General features: G+C 61.4%; 20 protein-coding genes. 9 read left to right on the top strand and 11 right to left on the bottom strand.

The annotated features are described in order from the left end of the window. Positions 1–29: 29 nt before the first annotated feature. The gene (locus tag AC6JBC_RS01590; protein ID WP_498025021.1) at positions 30–500 is read left to right on the top strand and encodes a GreA/GreB family elongation factor; all 471 of its coding nucleotides are present in this window, start codon (positions 30–32) and stop codon (positions 498–500) included. A gap of 66 nt (positions 501–566) precedes the next feature. On the opposite strand, the gene AC6JBC_RS01585 is transcribed toward AC6JBC_RS01590, so the two are convergent. The 3 genes from AC6JBC_RS01585 to AC6JBC_RS01575 all read right to left on the bottom strand — a co-directional run bounded on the left by AC6JBC_RS01585 (position 567) and on the right by AC6JBC_RS01575 (position 2105). Next, positions 567–1058: a Dps family protein gene (locus AC6JBC_RS01585; protein ID WP_196224850.1), complete on the bottom strand. Its 492-nt coding sequence runs from the start codon at positions 1056–1058 to the stop codon at positions 567–569. Positions 1059–1190: 132 nt separating this feature from the next. Beyond that, on the bottom strand, positions 1191–1757 hold the full coding sequence (locus tag AC6JBC_RS01580) for a TMEM165/GDT1 family protein (RefSeq protein ID WP_498025019.1): 567 nt from the start codon (positions 1755–1757) through the stop codon (positions 1191–1193). A gap of 15 nt (positions 1758–1772) precedes the next feature. Next, positions 1773–2105 (bottom strand): hypothetical protein, encoded by a 333-nt coding sequence (locus AC6JBC_RS01575; RefSeq protein WP_498025017.1) that lies wholly within the window; start codon positions 2103–2105, stop codon positions 1773–1775. 207 nt (positions 2106–2312) lie between these two features. Between AC6JBC_RS01575 and rpmG the strand changes: the two genes are divergently transcribed. Further along, entirely contained in the window at positions 2313–2480 is a 168-nt protein-coding gene (gene rpmG, locus AC6JBC_RS01570) for a 50S ribosomal protein L33 (RefSeq protein WP_007687342.1), read from the top strand. A 196-nt stretch (positions 2481–2676) separates the two neighbouring features. Here the strand turns inward: rpmG and AC6JBC_RS01565 are convergent, their stop codons facing one another. Both AC6JBC_RS01565 and AC6JBC_RS01560 read right to left on the bottom strand, forming a co-directional pair. Beyond that, a complete protein-coding gene (locus AC6JBC_RS01565; protein WP_498025014.1) occupies positions 2677–4545 on the bottom strand; it encodes a PhoX family protein in 1869 nt (622 codons plus the stop codon). Positions 4546–4792: 247 nt separating this feature from the next. After that, positions 4793–5155, bottom strand: a complete 363-nt coding sequence (locus tag AC6JBC_RS01560) for a response regulator (RefSeq protein ID WP_196224854.1) — start codon at positions 5153–5155, stop codon at positions 4793–4795. A 71-nt stretch (positions 5156–5226) separates the two neighbouring features. Between AC6JBC_RS01560 and AC6JBC_RS01555 the strand changes: the two genes are divergently transcribed. Genes AC6JBC_RS01555 through AC6JBC_RS01535 form a run of 5 tightly spaced genes read left to right on the top strand, consistent with a single transcriptional unit; the run spans position 5227 to position 8468 of the window. Continuing rightward, positions 5227–5523 carry a DUF3572 family protein gene (locus tag AC6JBC_RS01555; RefSeq protein WP_498025013.1) on the top strand — a complete coding sequence of 99 codons (297 nt, stop codon included), beginning with the start codon at positions 5227–5229 and terminating at the stop codon, positions 5521–5523. Next, on the top strand, positions 5520–6182 hold the full coding sequence (locus tag AC6JBC_RS01550; RefSeq protein ID WP_498025012.1) for an HAD family hydrolase: 663 nt from the start codon (positions 5520–5522) through the stop codon (positions 6180–6182). Before AC6JBC_RS01555 ends, AC6JBC_RS01550 begins: the two co-directional genes overlap by 4 nt. Then, on the top strand, positions 6172–6636 hold the full coding sequence (locus AC6JBC_RS01545) for a RidA family protein (RefSeq protein ID WP_498025011.1): 465 nt from the start codon (positions 6172–6174) through the stop codon (positions 6634–6636). The genes AC6JBC_RS01550 and AC6JBC_RS01545 overlap by 11 nt, the downstream gene beginning before the upstream one ends. Further along, positions 6617–7342, top strand: a complete 726-nt coding sequence (locus AC6JBC_RS01540; RefSeq protein WP_498025010.1) for a glycerophosphodiester phosphodiesterase family protein — start codon at positions 6617–6619, stop codon at positions 7340–7342. The genes AC6JBC_RS01545 and AC6JBC_RS01540 overlap by 20 nt, the downstream gene beginning before the upstream one ends. Positions 7343–7346: 4 nt before the next feature. Beyond that, a complete protein-coding gene (locus AC6JBC_RS01535; protein ID WP_498025972.1) occupies positions 7347–8468 on the top strand; it encodes a GNAT family N-acetyltransferase in 1122 nt (373 codons plus the stop codon). Positions 8469–8471: 3 nt separating this feature from the next. Here the strand turns inward: AC6JBC_RS01535 and AC6JBC_RS01530 are convergent, their stop codons facing one another. Next, positions 8472–8768 (bottom strand): SEL1-like repeat protein, encoded by a 297-nt coding sequence (locus AC6JBC_RS01530; protein ID WP_460987013.1) that lies wholly within the window; start codon positions 8766–8768, stop codon positions 8472–8474. A 198-nt stretch (positions 8769–8966) separates the two neighbouring features. Here AC6JBC_RS01530 and AC6JBC_RS01525 point away from each other — a divergent pair, with 198 nt between their 5' ends. After that, positions 8967–10244 carry a multidrug effflux MFS transporter gene (locus tag AC6JBC_RS01525; RefSeq protein ID WP_498025009.1) on the top strand — a complete coding sequence of 426 codons (1278 nt, stop codon included), beginning with the start codon at positions 8967–8969 and terminating at the stop codon, positions 10242–10244. A gap of 41 nt (positions 10245–10285) precedes the next feature. Here AC6JBC_RS01525 and AC6JBC_RS01520 read toward each other — a convergent pair whose 3' ends face one another. Then, complete coding sequence (locus AC6JBC_RS01520; RefSeq protein WP_498025008.1) at positions 10286–11902, bottom strand: amino acid permease; 1617 nt, start codon at positions 11900–11902, stop codon at positions 10286–10288. A gap of 140 nt (positions 11903–12042) precedes the next feature. On the opposite strand from AC6JBC_RS01520, the gene pgeF reads away from it, so the two are divergent. Further along, on the top strand, positions 12043–12801 hold the full coding sequence (gene pgeF, locus AC6JBC_RS01515; RefSeq protein ID WP_498025007.1) for a peptidoglycan editing factor PgeF: 759 nt from the start codon (positions 12043–12045) through the stop codon (positions 12799–12801). 23 nt (positions 12802–12824) lie between these two features. On the opposite strand, the gene AC6JBC_RS01510 is transcribed toward pgeF, so the two are convergent. The 4 genes from AC6JBC_RS01510 to AC6JBC_RS01495 form a co-directional block, all read right to left on the bottom strand. Next, on the bottom strand, positions 12825–13736 hold the full coding sequence (locus AC6JBC_RS01510; protein WP_498025006.1) for an oxidoreductase: 912 nt from the start codon (positions 13734–13736) through the stop codon (positions 12825–12827). A 290-nt stretch (positions 13737–14026) separates the two neighbouring features. Then, on the bottom strand, positions 14027–14479 hold the full coding sequence (locus AC6JBC_RS01505; RefSeq protein WP_498025005.1) for an alpha/beta fold hydrolase: 453 nt from the start codon (positions 14477–14479) through the stop codon (positions 14027–14029). Positions 14480–14541: 62 nt separating this feature from the next. Further along, positions 14542–14877 (bottom strand): alpha/beta fold hydrolase, encoded by a 336-nt coding sequence (locus AC6JBC_RS01500; protein WP_498025004.1) that lies wholly within the window; start codon positions 14875–14877, stop codon positions 14542–14544. Then, the gene (locus tag AC6JBC_RS01495; RefSeq protein ID WP_498025003.1) at positions 14874–16073 is read right to left on the bottom strand and encodes an MFS transporter; all 1200 of its coding nucleotides are present in this window, start codon (positions 16071–16073) and stop codon (positions 14874–14876) included. Before AC6JBC_RS01495 ends, AC6JBC_RS01500 begins: the two co-directional genes overlap by 4 nt. Positions 16074–16178: the final 105 nt, after the last annotated feature.

Genomic DNA, 16178 nt, shown 5'->3' with positions numbered 1-16178 from the left:
GGGAGCAGGCGTTTGTTGAGGAGTGTGCCATGAGTGTCGCCTTTCGCCGCGAGAGCGACGAGGAGCATCTGGAGCCGACGTTCGAGATTCCGATTCCACCTGGCCCCAATTGGGTGACGACGCGCGGGCTGCGGCTGACGCGCGAGAAGGTCGAGACGCTGGAAGCGATTGATGCGGCGGCCATGGCTGAAGAGGATGCGAAAAAGCATAAGCGCGAGTTGCGTTACTGGCGCACGCGGCTGGCGACGGCGCATCTTCAGCCTGCGGCGGCAGGGGACGCGGTGACCTTTGGTTCGCGCGTGACTTACCGGCTGAATGGCGCGGAAAAGCGGATCGATATTGTCGGCGACGATGAGGCGGCACCGGCGGAGGGGCGGATCGCCTTCACCGCACCGCTTTCGCGCGCGATGATGGATGCGGAAGTGGATGAGACAATCGACTTCGCTGGCAAGCCGGGCGCAATCACAATAGTCGCCATCGAAACAATCGACGAAGAATAGCGCCGGTCATCCGATGCCTTGCAATAAAAAAGCCCTCCAGTTCGATGCTGGAGGGCTTTTTTTGTGTCAGCCGTTGCGGCCAGCCTCGAACAGGAACCAGGCGCGTTCCTCGGCCTGGTCGGTCCAGTCATCGACAATGCCTTCGGTCGCGTTGTCCCCAGCTTCGGTAGCGGCGGACTTGGCGGCCCGCAGCGATTCGACGAGGCGAAGATTATCCTCGCGCAGTTCGTTCAACATGTCGGCGGGGCTGACATATTCCGCATCATTATCCTTGATCGACTGGTGGCGACCAATGTCGCCGATCGACCGCAGGGTCGTATTGCCGGTCTTGCGCACGCGTTCGGCAATGGCATCGGTCACGGCCAGAATCTGCGCCGCCTGCTCGTCGAACATCAGATGGTAGTCGCGGAAATGCGGGCCGGACACATGCCAGTGGAAATTCTTGGTCTTGAAATACAGCGCATAGCTGTCCGCAAGCACGCCGTTGAGCGCTTGCGCCACCGACTTGGTCGCGTTGCTGCGCAGGTCGGTGGGAGTCTTGAGGTCGGGGGCTGTCATATCTTGCTCCTGGCTCGTGAAATGGTTTCGCGCTTACAATGATCTGATGGCGATAAGGTGCCATGGCAGGGCGGGAATAGCCCGACGAAATCATCGCTCAGACTGATCCATTCCGTCGATCAGTGGGAGCGCCTACACCAGCCCCATGGCGGTTACGCCCAGTATCAAGGCGATGATCAGCATCAATGCGGCGGCGGTCAGGCGGATCGCCTTGATCGGCCCCGGACGAAGGATGCTGTCACGGAGCAAGACGACCGGAATAAGCGCCGCCGTCACGCCGAGCGCGCCGCCAATTCCGGCCAGCAGCGGTTCCGCCGTCCGCGTCGCGATGCCCAGGATCAGGAACTGAGAGCCATCGCCAAAGCCAAGGATGAACAGCCCCAGCGCCGTGGTGAGGAACGGCCCTGTCGGCCATTCCGCGAGAGGATCGGGGGCTTTCACCCGCCAAAGGAGGCCTATGCCCAAAAACAGCACCGCCAGGGCAAGAAACAGCAGCCGCGCATCAGAGCCCAGCATTGGCGCCAGAAACGCGCCCGCGACGGCGGCGATCGCCGCATTGGCGGCGGCGGCCAGCATGATGCCCGCAATGATCGCGCCATCGCGGCTGAAACGCGTCGCAAGCGCCAGCACCAGCAATTGATTCTTGTCGCCAATCTCAGCCAGGAAGCATCCGAGCAGCGCGGTCAGCAATGCATCCATCGGCAGGTGCGGTCGTCAGCAGGAAAGCGGCGTTCCGGCGATCGCTGCCGGTTTCGCTGCCATGAGGATCGGTATCACCTGCGCATCGGACATTTCCGCCGCGATGGCATCCCGCATGAGGTCGAGGTAGCAAAGTATGACCGGCCCGGTTCCCTGCAACGACAAGGCGGATTGCAACGTGTCCGCCAGTCCTTCAACACTATCGAGATGATAGGCGCGGGCGACATGGCGAATCTGGTCAACTTCATCGCTCAATCGCAGCAGGCTCACCTGCCCGCGCTGCCCCGCAAGGCCGTCCACGCGGCGCAGCATGTCTGCAAGAATGGCCAGCATCGGATCATGTCGCATGGGAAGCATCCCCCTGTCCTGTCGCTCCGATGACAAGATGCATCGGAACCTGTTAAGGCCGCGTAAAGTCTAGCACGCGGCCCGTTCAGCCGCCACGCGCGTCTTGACATTATCCCGAATCTCCCTCATGGGCGGCTGCTGAAACGGGGCGGCCCTTCACGGGGCCGCTTCTCTTTTTCACGATATTCACGACCAGGAACCAGGGCCATGGCCAAGCCAGCAACCGTCAAGATTCGCCTCGTCAGCTCGGCTGACACCGGTTTCTTCTATGTTACCAAGAAGAACCCGCGCACGAAGACCGAGAAGCTGAGCTTCCGTAAGTATGACCCGGTCGTGCGCAAGCATGTCGAGTTCAAGGAAGCCAAGATCAAGTGATCTGAAGGCGGCTTCGGTCGCTTCGATCCATTTGATGGCTTCGATGGAAAAGGCCCGCCCCTGTCAGGGAGCGGGCCTTTCCTTGTGTCATTGCAACTGCGTCTTCCGTTCGTTTCGAGCGTGTCGAGAAACGGCGTGAGAGGCTTCTCGACTTTGCTCGAAGTGAACGGGGGAGGGCGTAAAGCCCTCCCACCCATCAGTTGCCGACTGGCTGACCGTCGGTGCGCGTCACGACGATGGTCGATGAGCGCGGCTGCTGTCCCGCGACCGGCCAGTTGCCCGTGGGGTGCTGGATGTTCACGAAGAAGGTCTTGAGGTCCGGCGTGTACGCGATGCCGGTGATCTCACAGCCAGCGGGACCGACCAGGAAGCGCTTGGACTGCTTGCTGGTCTGATCGACGTAGAACATCGCGTTATGGCCAAAGGCCTGATCGATGGTCGTACCGGTCACGCCCGAATTGCCGGGCACGCTGTGGTCCGTCTGCACCCACAGGCGACCCTGCGGATCGATGCGGATGCCGTCAGGGCTGGAGAAAGTGTCGCCATTGATATTGCCCACCAGATTCGCTCCGCCGGATGCCAGAGCGGGATCGCCCGCCAGCAGGAAGATTTCCCAGGTGAAGGTCGCCGCCAGGGGCGAATTATCCTTTTCCTTGAACTTGATGATGTGACCGTGGAGGTTGCGCGTGCGCGGATTGGCCGCATCGGTGACCTGACGGCCGCTATTGTTGGTCAGCGTGCAATAGATGGCGCTGTTGTCCGGCGCGACGGTGAGCCATTCCGGACGATCCATCACGGTGCCGCCCGCGACACGTGCGGCCGACTTGGTGTTGATCAGCACATCCGCCTGGCTGTTGAAGTTGACGATGACGGGCGTGGGCGGCGTCGTGCTCTGGCTGATATTGCCGGGGTCCGAAGCGCCGGGCAGCAGGCCGTTCTGCCCCTGCACCAGCGCGCGCCATTCGCCCGTTCCATCGGCGTTGAAGCGAGCGACGTAGAGCGTGCCATAATCCAGCAGGCCGGTATTGGCGGCGCGGTTGGATGTGCTGAAGGCGCGATCGGGCACGAATTTGTAGATGCAGCCCGGCGTGCTGTCGTCACCCATGTAAAAGGCGACGCGGTTGTTGCTGTCGGCCATATGCGCGACATTTTCATGGTCGAACCGGCCCATGGCGGTGCGCTTCGTCGGATCGGCCAGTTCCTGATAGGGGTCGATCTCAACCACCCAGCCGTAATTTTGCGCGGGCTGCGTCGGATCGAGATAATTGTCCGTAGTCTCTTCGCAGGTCAGATAAGTGCCCCACGGTGTACGGCCGGACGAGCAATTGTTGAGCATGCCCTTGATCGTGCCGGACAATTGGCCCGCAGCGGGGCCGCCCGCGCGATAGCTGCTGTTGCCGGTGTAGCGTTTGTTGAAGCGCGAGCCTGCCTTCACCGTCCATTTGCCGTCGGTGCCCTTGGCGACTTCCACCACCGAGATGCCGACTGCCGAAAGCGCCAGCGCTTTCTGGTCAGCGGTTGCCGTGGCCGCATTGTAGCTGCCTGTGAAAAGGATGTTGTAGTCGGGTAGCTCATGATTGATCGCGATCAGTCCGCCTATGTTGGCGTCGGTGCCCGACAGCGCGAAATATTCCATCCCGTCATGGTTGCCGCCTGCCCATTTTTCAGCGTCGGCTGGCGTCGGGAAGCTGCCCGAATAGGGGGTGCCAGCTTCAACGGAGTCACCCGCTTTCAGCAGCACATCGACGGTGTAGCCAGCCGGAACCGTGACTGTATCATTCTGGTTGGCGGCAACCGGGGCAAAGGCGATCGCATAGCTGGGCGCGGGCGTGGGAGTAGGCGTGGGGCCAGGCGTCGGGGTTGGGAAACCGGAATCATCATCATCGCCGCAGGCCGCAAGAGTGCCGAGCATCGGCAGAATGGAAAGACCCAGCAGACCGTTCTTCAGTACGGAACGGCGGCCGGGATTGGCGGCGACGATGGCTTCCAGACAGTTGCTGCCCGCGTCGATCCTGGGTTCCGCATCGCGAAATGGCGCGCGCGCCTCGTCAGTAAGGTGAGACATGAATTACCCCTGTTCCAGATCGGACCGTCGGCAGAATGCCGCGTCCCTGGCCCGGGGCTTGGCAGCGCTGCGTGAAAGCAGCGCTTCATTTCAGGGACATGGGCATGAAAGACCGATGACGGTCTGATGACGATCACAGATGGAGCGCGCTGCGTTTAATTGGACGCAGGTCGCGCGCTCTAGTTTTGCTTTCGCATCGTTGTAGACGCAAAACCGGTTCCCACTTTTGCGCACGATGCTCTAGCCGTTACAGCAGGGCATTCACCTGCTCGACAAAGCGCAGCACCGAAATGGGCTTCGACACATAGGCCTGCGCCCCCGCGCCGCGAATCCGGTCTTCGTCGCCCTTTCCAGCATAGGCGGTCACCGCCATGATAGGGACGGATGCCAAACGCGGATCGCGCTTCAACGAGACGATCAGGTCAAGCCCGCTGACATGGGGCAGGTGAATGTCAGTGATCACCAGGTCCGGGCGGAACTCCAGCGCTTGCGAAACGACGTCGCGCCCATCCCGCAACGGCAGCACTTCATGGCCATGCGCGCGCAGAAGATCGCAAAAAAGTTTGAGATTGAGTTCGTTGTCCTCGACAACGAGCACGCGCTTTGCCACCAGTCACCCGCGTTAAATGATGCGCATATTAAAAGCGCGCTGATACAATTGCCCCTTGCCGAGAATCAATCATGCGTTCCGACAGCCCCGATAGCAAGCAACTTGGCCCGGCCGATGGCGAAGAGGCCCTGACGCTGGCCCTGATGGCGCTTGCCTGGACGCTGGGCGATGAGCAGCGGGCGGATCGGCTGCTGGCGCTTACCGGACTGGACGCGGACGCGTTGCGCGCTGGCGTGAATAATCCTTCCGTGTTGCGGGCGGTGCTGGATTTTCTGGCCGATCATGAACCGGATTTGATTGCCTGTGCCGAGGCGCTTGATACCAAAGCAGAGGCGTTGATCACGGCGCGGCGGGCGCTGGGCCGATGAGCCGTCCCCTGATCATCACGGATTGCGACGAGGTGCTGCTGCACATGGTCGTTCCCTTCCGCGAATGGCTGGACGAGCATCATGCCGTGCATTTCGATATGCGCGAGCGCGGCTTTGCCGAGGCGCTGCGCCACAAGGACAGCGGCATTCCGCTGGAGCGTGAACTGGTCTGGCAGCTGCTGGTGGGCTTTTTCGATACCGAGATGCACCGCCAGATGCCGATCGCCGGGGCCGTCGAAGCGATGGGCAGGCTGTCGCGCATGGCCGATATCGTCGTGCTCACCAATATCGGGGAGCGGCATCATCAGCAGCGTGTGGAGCAGCTGGCGGCGCATGGCCTAGATTTCCCGGTGCATTGGAACCATGGACCCAAGGGCGCGCCGCTGGCCGCGATCGTCGCCGAGCGCAATCCGTCAGCCGCGCTGTTCATCGACGACCTGGCCGAGCATCATGAATCCGTAACCGAGCATGCGCCGGGCGTGTGGAGACTGCATATGGTGGGCGAACCTGAAATTTCGGCTGATGTCGATGCCGCCCCCTATGCCCACGCCCGGATAGACGACTGGGCAACGGCGGAGAGGTGGATCGCCGATCGGCTTGCCGACGGCCCCGCACCTTTAAACATTGATAACCCAGATGGAGTACCAAATGAGCGTTGAAGCCCGCCTTACCGAACTTGGCATCACCCTGCCCGCAGCCGCCGCCCCGGTGGCCGCCTATGTGGCGGCTGTCGAGGCCAATGGCCTGCTGCATATTTCCGGCCAGATTTCGCTTTCCGAAGGACAGCTGATGACGGGCCGTCTGGGCGAAGATCGCGACCTTGATTATGGCGTCAAGGCAGCGCGGGCCTGCGGCCTTAACCTCATTGCCCAGATCAAGGCGGCGCTGGGCAGCCTGGACCGGGTTGAGCGGATCGTGAAGCTGGGCGCTTTCATCAGCAGCGCCCCAAGCTTCACGGACCAGCCCAAGGTGGCCAATGGCGCATCGGAACTGATGGTCGAGGTCTTCGGCGAGGCAGGCAAGCACGCCCGCAGCGCAGTGGGCGTGCCGGTGCTGCCGCTGGGCGCCGTGGTTGAGATCGACGCGGTCGTCCTTGTCCGGTCGGCGGCCTGATCTTTCCTTCCTGACCGCCCGCCCCTTCGCCCATCGCGGGCTGCATCGGGCGGGCATCAGCGAAAATGGCATGGCCGCTTTTCGCGCGGCCATTGCGCAAGGCTATGGCATCGAATGCGACGTCCGGCTGAGCGGGGATGGCGTCGCGATGGTCTTTCACGACGCCGCCCTCTCACGAATGACTGGTGCCGAGGGAATGCTGTCGGACCATCGGGCCGAACGCCTTGAGCAGATTAAGCTAGGAGATAGTGGCAGCATTCCACGGCTGGACACGCTGTTGCAGGCATGCGGGCAAACGGTCCCGCTGCTGATTGAATTGAAGGTCACGGGCCGCCATGTGGCGCCCCTCTGTGCAGCGGTAGCACGCGATCTGGCAAAGTATCCACACGCTCTGGCCGCCGTCATGTCCTTCAACCCCGTCGCGATGCGCTGGTTTGCCCGGCACATGCCGCAGGCGGCGCGAGGCCTGGTGGTGACGGAGCAAGGTGACACGGGATGGCGCGGCGTCGCCCGGCGCGGGCTTGCACTTTGGGTGGCAAGACCCGACTTCATCGCTTGTGATGTTCGTGACTTCCCTTCTCGTTTTGCAGCGCGGGCGCGCGAGCGCGGTCTGGCCGTGTTGACATGGACGGTTCGCACGGAGGCCGAACATGCTGCGGCCGAGGCGTATGCCGACCAGATCATATTCGAGATCCAGCGTGACTGAATGCCTGGTGCGGGTAGCTGGCGGGGTTGCGGAACTGCCACGCGATCAATGGGACGCCTGCGCCGGGACCGCCAACCCGTTCATGAGCTGGGATTTTCTGGCCGCGCTGGAACGGTCGGGCAGTGTTGGTCCCGGAACCGGGTGGCAGCCCTTGCCGATGCTGATCGATGGTGCCGACGGATGGATCGCAGCCGCAGCGCCTCTTTATGGCAAGACCCATAGCCAGGGCGAATATGTGTTCGACCATGGCTGGGCCGAAGCGTGGGAGCGCGCGGGGGGCCAATATTATCCCAAGATTCAGCTCGCAGCGCCTTTTTCCCCTGTGCCGGGGCCACGATTGCTGTTGCGGGAACCGACGCTGGCCTCCGCCCTGATCGCGGGGATCGAAAGCCTTGTCGAGAGCAACGACCTGTCATCCGCCCACGCAACCTTCATCGAGCCAGCGCAGGTGCCGTTGTTCGAAGCGGCGGGCTGGCTGATCCGCGAAGACAGCCAGTTCCACTGGATCAATCGCGGCTATCGCGACTTCGACGATTTCCTGAGCAGCCTGTCGAGCGCGAAGCGCAAGAATATCCGCAAGGAACGAGCGCGTGCCGTCGAGGGTCTGGAGATCGTTCACCTGACCGGCCGCGACCTCAAGGAGTCGCATTGGGACGCCTTCTGGCATTTTTACCAGGATACCGGATCGCGCAAATGGGGACGGCCCTATCTGACGCGGGCCTTTTTCTCGATGCTGGGGGAAAGCATGGCGGATCGGGTGCTGCTGATGCTGGCACAGCGTCAGGGCAGGCCGATTGCGGGAGCGCTCAACCTGATTGGTGAGGAAGCGCTATATGGCCGCTATTGGGGTTGCGCCGAGGACGTGCCCAATCTGCATTTCGAGCTATGCTATTATCAGGCGATCGAGGTCGCCATCGCGCTTGGACTGTCCCGTGTCGAGGCCGGAGCCCAAGGCGGACACAAGCTGGCGCGGGGATATGGACCGGAGCCCACTTATTCGGCGCATTTCCTGCCCAACGCTTCGTTCCGCCGGGCCGTCGCTGAATTTCTCGCTGCCGAACGGACTGGCGTGCAACAGGACCGGATCTGGCTTAGCGAACGGGCGCCGTTCCGCAAGCAAGGCTGACGATCAGGCGGCGCGCAGCTGGTTTGCGGCGATCCAGGCGCGCGCCTGACGCTGCGCCTCGGCGATTTCGCGGGCCGTCATTTCTTCGGCTATCTCGGCGCGCATCACCTGCCCTTCCTCATTGCCACGCAGCGCGGCGAGGTTGAACCATTTATGCGCTTCGATCAGATCGACCGACTTGCCGCCAGTTCCGCAGCTATAGGCGACGCCCAGATCGAAGCAGGCCTCCGCCGATTCCCAGCCCGCTACTGGCAGGCGGCTTTCCATCAGAAACTGAGCACTTTTCAGACTGTTTGCCACGACCGAATCCCCCTGTGGATTTCGAGATAATGGTTTTCGACAGGCCGCACGGTGCACCGGTAGGGGATAAAAAATGGTTAACGCTGGTTTGAGGGTTTATGCATCAGCGCCCGAAAGTCCTGGATGGTACAAGGTTAATGCGGCAGGCCGCGTGATCTTTGGCTGGCATAGCAGCCGGATTGATCCCATAGCCGCGCCATGACCAACCCTTCTCCCCCGGTCGCTCTTGGACATCCCAAAAAAGACATCGGCTTTCGCGAATTCGTGATGCTGAGCGCTTGCCTGATGGCGATGAATGCGCTGTCGACCGACCCGATGTTGCCCGCGCTGCCCGCGATGGGCCACGATCTGGGAATCGCGAATGCCAATGACCGGCAGCTTATTATCAGCGTATATTTCCTGGGGTTGGGCGCTGGATCTCTGCTGTTCGGCATCCTGTCCGATCGGTTCGGGCGTAAACCCGTGATGGGCAGCGCATTGGCGATGTTCATCCTGTCCACAATAGGGTGCGCGGTGGCGCACAGCTTTCCCCTGATGTTGTTCGGCCGGGCGTCGGCAGGCTTCTTTGCCGGAGCGAGTCGGGTGATCGCCGTGGGCATCATTCGCGACCGGTTCAAGGGCGACGCCATGGCCAGGGTCATGTCGCTCATCCTCGCTGTATTCATGTTGATACCCGTGATGGCGCCCAGTTTTGGGCAGGCGATCCTCTGGTTCGCGCCATGGCGATGGATATTCTGGATTCTGGCTATTCAGGCGGCGCTTATCCTGATCTGGATGGTCATACGCATGCCCGAGACGCTGAAGCCGGAAAACAGGCTGCGGATGAACCCATCAACGATCTTTCGCACCATGGCTGTGGTGCTCACCAATCGCAGTTCGGCAGGCTATATGCTGGCGAGCGGCGTGGTGATGAGCGGGCTCATCGGCTTCATCCTGTCAGTGCAGCAGATTTTCTTCGACCTGTTTCATGCCCAGTCATTCTTCCCGATAGCTTTTGCGATCATAGCGGGCAGCATGGGGGTCGGCAGCCTGCTGAACAGCCGCCTTGTATCGCGATTCGGCGCCCGGCGGCTGAGCCAGGGTGCGGTTCTGTCCATGATCGCGACGAGCGCCGTCCATCTTGTCGTGATCGCGTCTGGTCGGGAAAGCATGTTCACCTTCATGTTCTTCCAGTCGGCAACCATGATGGCCGTCGCTTTCACCGCGTCCAATTTCGGTGCGATTTCCATGGAGCCCTTTGCCAAGGGAGCGGGCGCGGCGTCTTCATTTCAGGCGTTTATGACCACAGCGCTGTCCAGCGCCTTGGGTAGCGTGGTCGGGCGGGCGTTCAACGGGACGACCGTACCTCTGACGATCGGCATGCTGGCGTTCGGGATCGCGGCGCTTCTGATCGTCCTGTTCGCCGAACGCGGGAAGCTCTTCACCCGCCCGCATCATGATGCGTTGCGAGAGCCGGAATTCGATCCCGTCCACTGAAAAGAAAGGCGGCGATCACGCCGCCGCCTTCCTCACCCGATTCAAGCGTCGCGCCCGCCCGGCGTATGGGCACCGGGCATCGGTGGCACCGGCATCGGGGGGACATCGGCATCCTGCTCATGCATCTCGACAACGCCGCGCGCGACATGGCTCTTGCGATAGCCATAGAGGAAATAGAGCAGCAGCCCCACTCCGCCCCAGACCGGAAGCACGAGCTGCGCATCCACGGGCAGGTTGAAGAAGAGGAAGAGGCAGCCGAATGCCGCCATTGGCGCGATGAACCAGATGGCGGGCGTCCGGAAGGGGCGCGGGCGATTGGGATCGCGCACGCGCAGCACCAGCACGGCGATCGCCACCATGAAGAAGGCGAAGAGCGTTCCGGAGTTGGAAATGTCGGCCAGCTGGCCCACGGGCAGCAACGCCGCGCCGATGGCAACAAAGACGCCCGTCACCATGGTTACGATGTGCGGCGTCTTGAAACGCGGATGGATGCTGGCAAGCTTTTCCGGCAGCAGCCCGTCGCGCGCCATCACGAAGAAGATGCGGGTCTGGCCGAACATCATCATCAGGATGACCGACGGGAGCGCCAGATTGGCCGCGAGGCCCAGGGCGTTTCCGACCACGGTCCAGTTGATCGAGCGCAGAACATGGGCCAGCGCTTCATTCGAGCAGACCAGATCCCCGGCATGAGCGGCGGTCGCGCAGGCTTGAGCGAAACCGACCGATCCGGGTGCGACGATCGAACCGTCCAGACCAAGAACCGGCTGGGCGCCAATGGCACCAATCGCGCCCGCAGCGACCAGCAGGTAGAAGACGGTGCAAATCGCGAGGCTGCCGATAAGTCCGATGGGCACGTTGCGTTGGGGGTTCTTGGTTTCCTCCGCCGCGGTCGAAACGGCATCAAAGCCCACATAGGCGAAGAAGATAGAGGCCGCCGCACCAACAACGCCCATCCCGGTCGTTCCCTGAGGTCCGAACCATCCGTTGGGCGTGAAGGGGGAGAAATTGCCCTTGTCCAGCGCGGGCAGTGTCAGCGCGATAAAGGCGGTCAGCGCCGCGACCTTGATCGCGACCAGCACGGCGTTGACCCGCGCGCTTTCCGTCGTGCCAATGACGAGCAAGGTGGTCACTGCCAGCGCAACGACGATGGCCGGAATGTTGATGACGCCATGCGAAAAATCGGCATGCGGGATGAAGCCGTTGAAGCTCCAGCCAGGCCCTGCTGACAGGGCGCGGGGTAGCTCCAGTCCGGTCATGCTTTTCATCAAACCCATGAAATAGCCGGACCAGCCCACCGAAACGGCGCTGGCGGCCACGGCATATTCCAGGATCAGCGCCCAACCCACCATCCAGGCCAGCAATTCGCCCACCACCGCATAGGTATAGGTATAGGCTGAGCCTGACACCGGCACCATCGATGCCAGTTCCGAATAGCAAAGCGCGGCGAAGGCGCAGACTGCTCCGGCAATGACGAAGCTCCACATCATGCCCGGCCCGGCCTTTTGCGCGGCGGCGGCGGTCAGTACGAAAATGCCGGTCCCTATGATGGCACCGACACCCAGCAGCGTGAGCTGTATCGGCCCCAATGTCCGAACGAGCGACTTTTTTTCCGCGGTCGCCAATATGGCGTCCAATGGCTTGATGCGCCCGAAGATCATGCGTGGAGCCCTTTGCCTGTCATCTTGTCCCCGATCAGCCGCGAAGCCGACCCGTTATATCTGACGCAGAGACTATCGCCTATTGTGGCCCGCGCAAGTATGTTGCGCGACTTCGGCACATTTGTCCAAAGGAGCTACTGATGATCGAACTGCTGCGCGCCGCCAGCCTGCACGATGTGCCGCATGGCTTTGCCGGGCGCCGCGGCGGTGTGTCGGGCGGGGTGCATGCTGGCTTGAACGTGGGCCTGGGTTCAATGGACGAGCGAGAGGCAATACTGCGCAACCGCGACCTGGCGAGGGATGCGTTGCTGCCCGGCGCGGCGCTGGTCACCGTGCGGCAGGTCCATTCGCCGGACGTGGTGACCATCACTGGCGCAATAGATGAGGCGGATCGCCCCGCAGCGGATGCCATGGTGACGGATCGTCCGGGGCTTGTCCTCGGCATATTGACCGCCGATTGCGTGCCGGTGCTGCTCGCGGACCCGGAAGCTGGGGTGGTGGGCGCGGCACATGCGGGTTGGAAAGGCGCCATATCGGGAGTCACGGACGGCACGTTGGTGGCGATGGAGAAACTGGGTGCCCGGCGTGAGCGGATTAGCGCCGCGATCGGCCCCTGTATCGGTCGCGCTTCTTATGAGGTGACGGTCGATTTCGCCCGCAATTTCGAGGAAGAAGATGTGGAAAATGGCCGCTTCTTCTCCGCGGGGCGCGAAGGTCATTGCCAGTTCGACATCGCGGCTTATGTCGCGGCGCGGTTGGCGCAAGCAGGGATCGGCCGGGTCGAGATGCTGGATGAGGACACCTATAGCCAGCCCGATCGCTTTTTCAGCTATCGCCGTTCCTGCCATCTGGGCGAGCCAAGCTATGGACGGCAGATTTCCATGATTGCCGTCGGCTGATGCAGCAGCCTGCGTCGGCCGGGTCAGTCGGCCGACAGTTGTGGATCGATCCCGGTCAACTCAATCGAAAGATCCCAAAGCCGCCGGGCATCCTCAGTACCGCTGGCGCGCTTGTCGATCAGCGCAGGTCCTGACTCGCCGCGCATTTCCCATCGTCCCTGGGGTCCGAAATAGTCGCCACCCTTTGTATTCGGATCGGTAGCAGCCTGAAGAGTCGGCCACGCCGCCGCCGCCACCGGATTGAAGAGAGGCCGTACAATCGGCAACAACGGCTTTGTCCATCGGGGAAGATGGCGCATGAGTTCGGTCAGGGAAACGCCGGGATGACAGCCGATCGCGCTCACCGGAGATGCCGCAGCCCTTAGCCTTCGGTCGAGTTCAAGGGCGAATAGCAGGTTGGCCAGCTTGCTCTGAGCATAATAGACATTGGGACTGTAGCCTTTCTCGGCGTTCCAATCGTCCCACAGCATGCGCCCCTGACGATGTGCCAGGCTGGACGTAACGACCACCCTTGAACCCGCAGTTTCGGCTAGCTTCGGCAATAAAAGCGCCGTCAGCGCGAAGGTCCCCAGATGGTTCACACCAAATTGAAGCTCGAACCCTTGGGCCGTTCGGGTAAGGGGCGGTATCATCACGCCCGCATTGTTGATCAGCACGTCAAGCCTGGGTTCGCTGGCGACCCTTTCGGCTGCGGTTCGGACGCTTTCCAGATCTGCCTGATCAAGTAGAATGAGATCGAGTTTCGCGCCTGGAGTTGCGGCCGCAATCTGCGCCATTGCATCCGCGCCTCTGGCTGCGTCGCGACAGCCGAGCAGAACCCGCGCGCCTTTTGCTGCCAGAAGCTTGGCGGTTTCAAAGCCGATACCGGTGTTAGCGCCGGTGACCAGGATTGTGCGCCCGTCCTGATCCGGCACCTGCCCATTGGAAAACCCCATTCCAGTCTCCCCCCTTTTTCCGCCTTATCCATCCTTAGTCCCCAATTGTGGACGAGAAGACAAGGCTGATCCGCTTGGCGAATGGCATGGAGGTGTCGGAGGAGGAGAAGCGCAAGTTGCGGAAGGTGCTGGCGGAATCGGTGCTGAACGTCTCGACATTGTCAGAGATGTTCGGAAAAAGCTCTGGCGCCTTTGGGCTCGCGCGCCACATAAGCGACAAAACCCCCAGCGTATTCACGCTGGGGGTTTATGTCGTACGTCCTTGGTTGCGGGAGACCGATAAGAGGGAGCTAGCTAGCTGCTCGGATGTTCGCGCCGATCCGCGTTATCATGTCTGGCCACAGAGCTCGCGGTAACTGATGACCCATGCCGGGATAGATCTTCAGTTTAGAGCCCTTGATCGTTTCGGCCAGCTCCTCACTGCCGTGATGGGAAAGCAACTGATCGGAGTCGCCGTGGAGGATAAGAGTAGGAACGTCGATGCGATCTAGGCCATCGGAAAAATCAGGTTGAGACTGGATGGCGCTGGTCTGACGTTCAACCCCTTGCGGATCGTGTCCTCTATCCCAAGCCAATCCGCCCAGTTCGTGTAGCCATGCCACGTCAGTCTCGTACGCCGGCGATCCGCAAGGCTCTTCACTCCGGACATACAGGTCGGCAGCTTCCTCCCGGCTGGTCGGAATCGGAGCCGCGTCCCGTTGCGCTATCACGTCCCAACCGACGAAGTGCTCAAGCGATGGCACTGTGTAGATAAGGCAAAGAGAGCGGACCTTGGTTGCGTGTTCGACGGCGAGTCTCTGAGCGATCATTCCCCCATCGATTGTCCAGCGATATGCACAGATTCGTACCCGAGGGCCTCGATCAGCCCTGCGGTGTCGCTAGCCATGTCGGAAATGCGATAGTTTTGGCCGGAGAAATGTTGAGATGCTCCTACGTCGCGGTTGTCGAACCGTATTACGAAGCAGCCGCTGTCCGCTAACGCCTGGCAAAAATCCGCATGCCAGCCCAGCATTTGCGCACCGAGACCCTGGATAAGGAGCAGGGGCTCTGCACGACGGTCTCCGAACGTCTCATATGCGAGGGATGTCCCTCCTGGCGTCGTGACAGTGTTGAAACCCATTGCTGATGACGCGCCGCTCATCGAACGCCCCTGATTTTCAGCGCAAAGACACAGGAGAGGACAGCGCACATCGCGGCGAAACCATAGAGCGCCTGGTATCCGCCAGCCCAAGAAATAATGCCCGCCGCAATGGCCGACGACATGATCTGAGGCAATCCGGTTGCGACGGCAAGAAGGCCGAAGTCCCGACCCTCATTGGCTTTGTCCGGGAGGACCAAGGACATCAGCGCCAAATCCACAGCGAAGTAGACCCCAATGAACGCGCCAGACAGAATCGCATATGCGAGCATCCCGTGCCAAGTGGGGAATAGGATCGGGACAGCCATGCAGGCGGCTACCCCGAGTGCGCTGATGCCGACGAAGAGTTTTCGCCGGTCGAGCCGGTCGGCGAGATATCCGCAGAATAGCGACGCCGCGAGCCAAGCGACCACATTAAGGGAAGAAAGAGTGCCGACGGCCATCGCTACACTGTCAAATGGCAGCTTCTCTATGCCCACATAGTCCTGCAGAGTGTAATACATGTAGCCTGCCACCACGAAGTAAGCGAGGAACAGCATGAATCGGCTCGCGAAGGCATGGCTAAAATCCCGGGACTTAAAAGCGGCGAAGAACTCGCGAAGCGCCTGCGTCGCCTTGGATCTGCGGCGCGGCATTGAGTTGCGGCCAAGAGACGAAGCCTCAGGCGCTATGATGGCTAGCGCCGCTGTGGCCAGCACAAGGGTCAGAGCTATGATCCAGCATACCTCGATGATGGAGAAACGGCTGGCAATGTTGACGCCAAGAAGGATGCCGACTGGTGTCGCCAATCCAATGATCGAAGACGCCGCGCCCCGACGAGCGGCAGGCACCCGGTCGGGTAGGATCGCTGAAATATTGCCAGCATAGAAGTTCGCCGTGAACCAGAGAAGAACATAGGCCGTGCCGAAGGCCGCGATCGTCCCCGCATAGCCCATCGCTACGATCATCGCGGCCGATAGCAAGGACATAAGGATCAGCCAGGGCGTCCTCCTTCCGAAACGTGACTCCGTTCTATCGGAGATCGCGCCGCCGATAGGCGTCGCGAGCATCGAGGCGATTGCCGACGCTGAGGTTAGCAAAGCAAGATTGGCAACCTTCGAAGATGGATCGAGGGCTTCCAGCCGCGCGGGGATGAGTATCTGCTGGAGACCGTTGAATAGCGCATACATGATGGACGTAGCTGGAACCAGGACGATCAACAGGCGCGCCAGGTTCGGCCCTGGAGGTGACCCGACGTCCATAGCCGCTTCATGTTCCGCAGCGTTGGTCGGTAAACGTGCCGCCTCTTTCAACATGTACATCCT

This window comes from Sphingobium sp. RC1 (assembly GCF_059738765.1).
The sequence above is the reverse complement of the archived record's forward strand: the minus strand, read 5'-3'. Positions and strand labels throughout refer to the sequence as shown.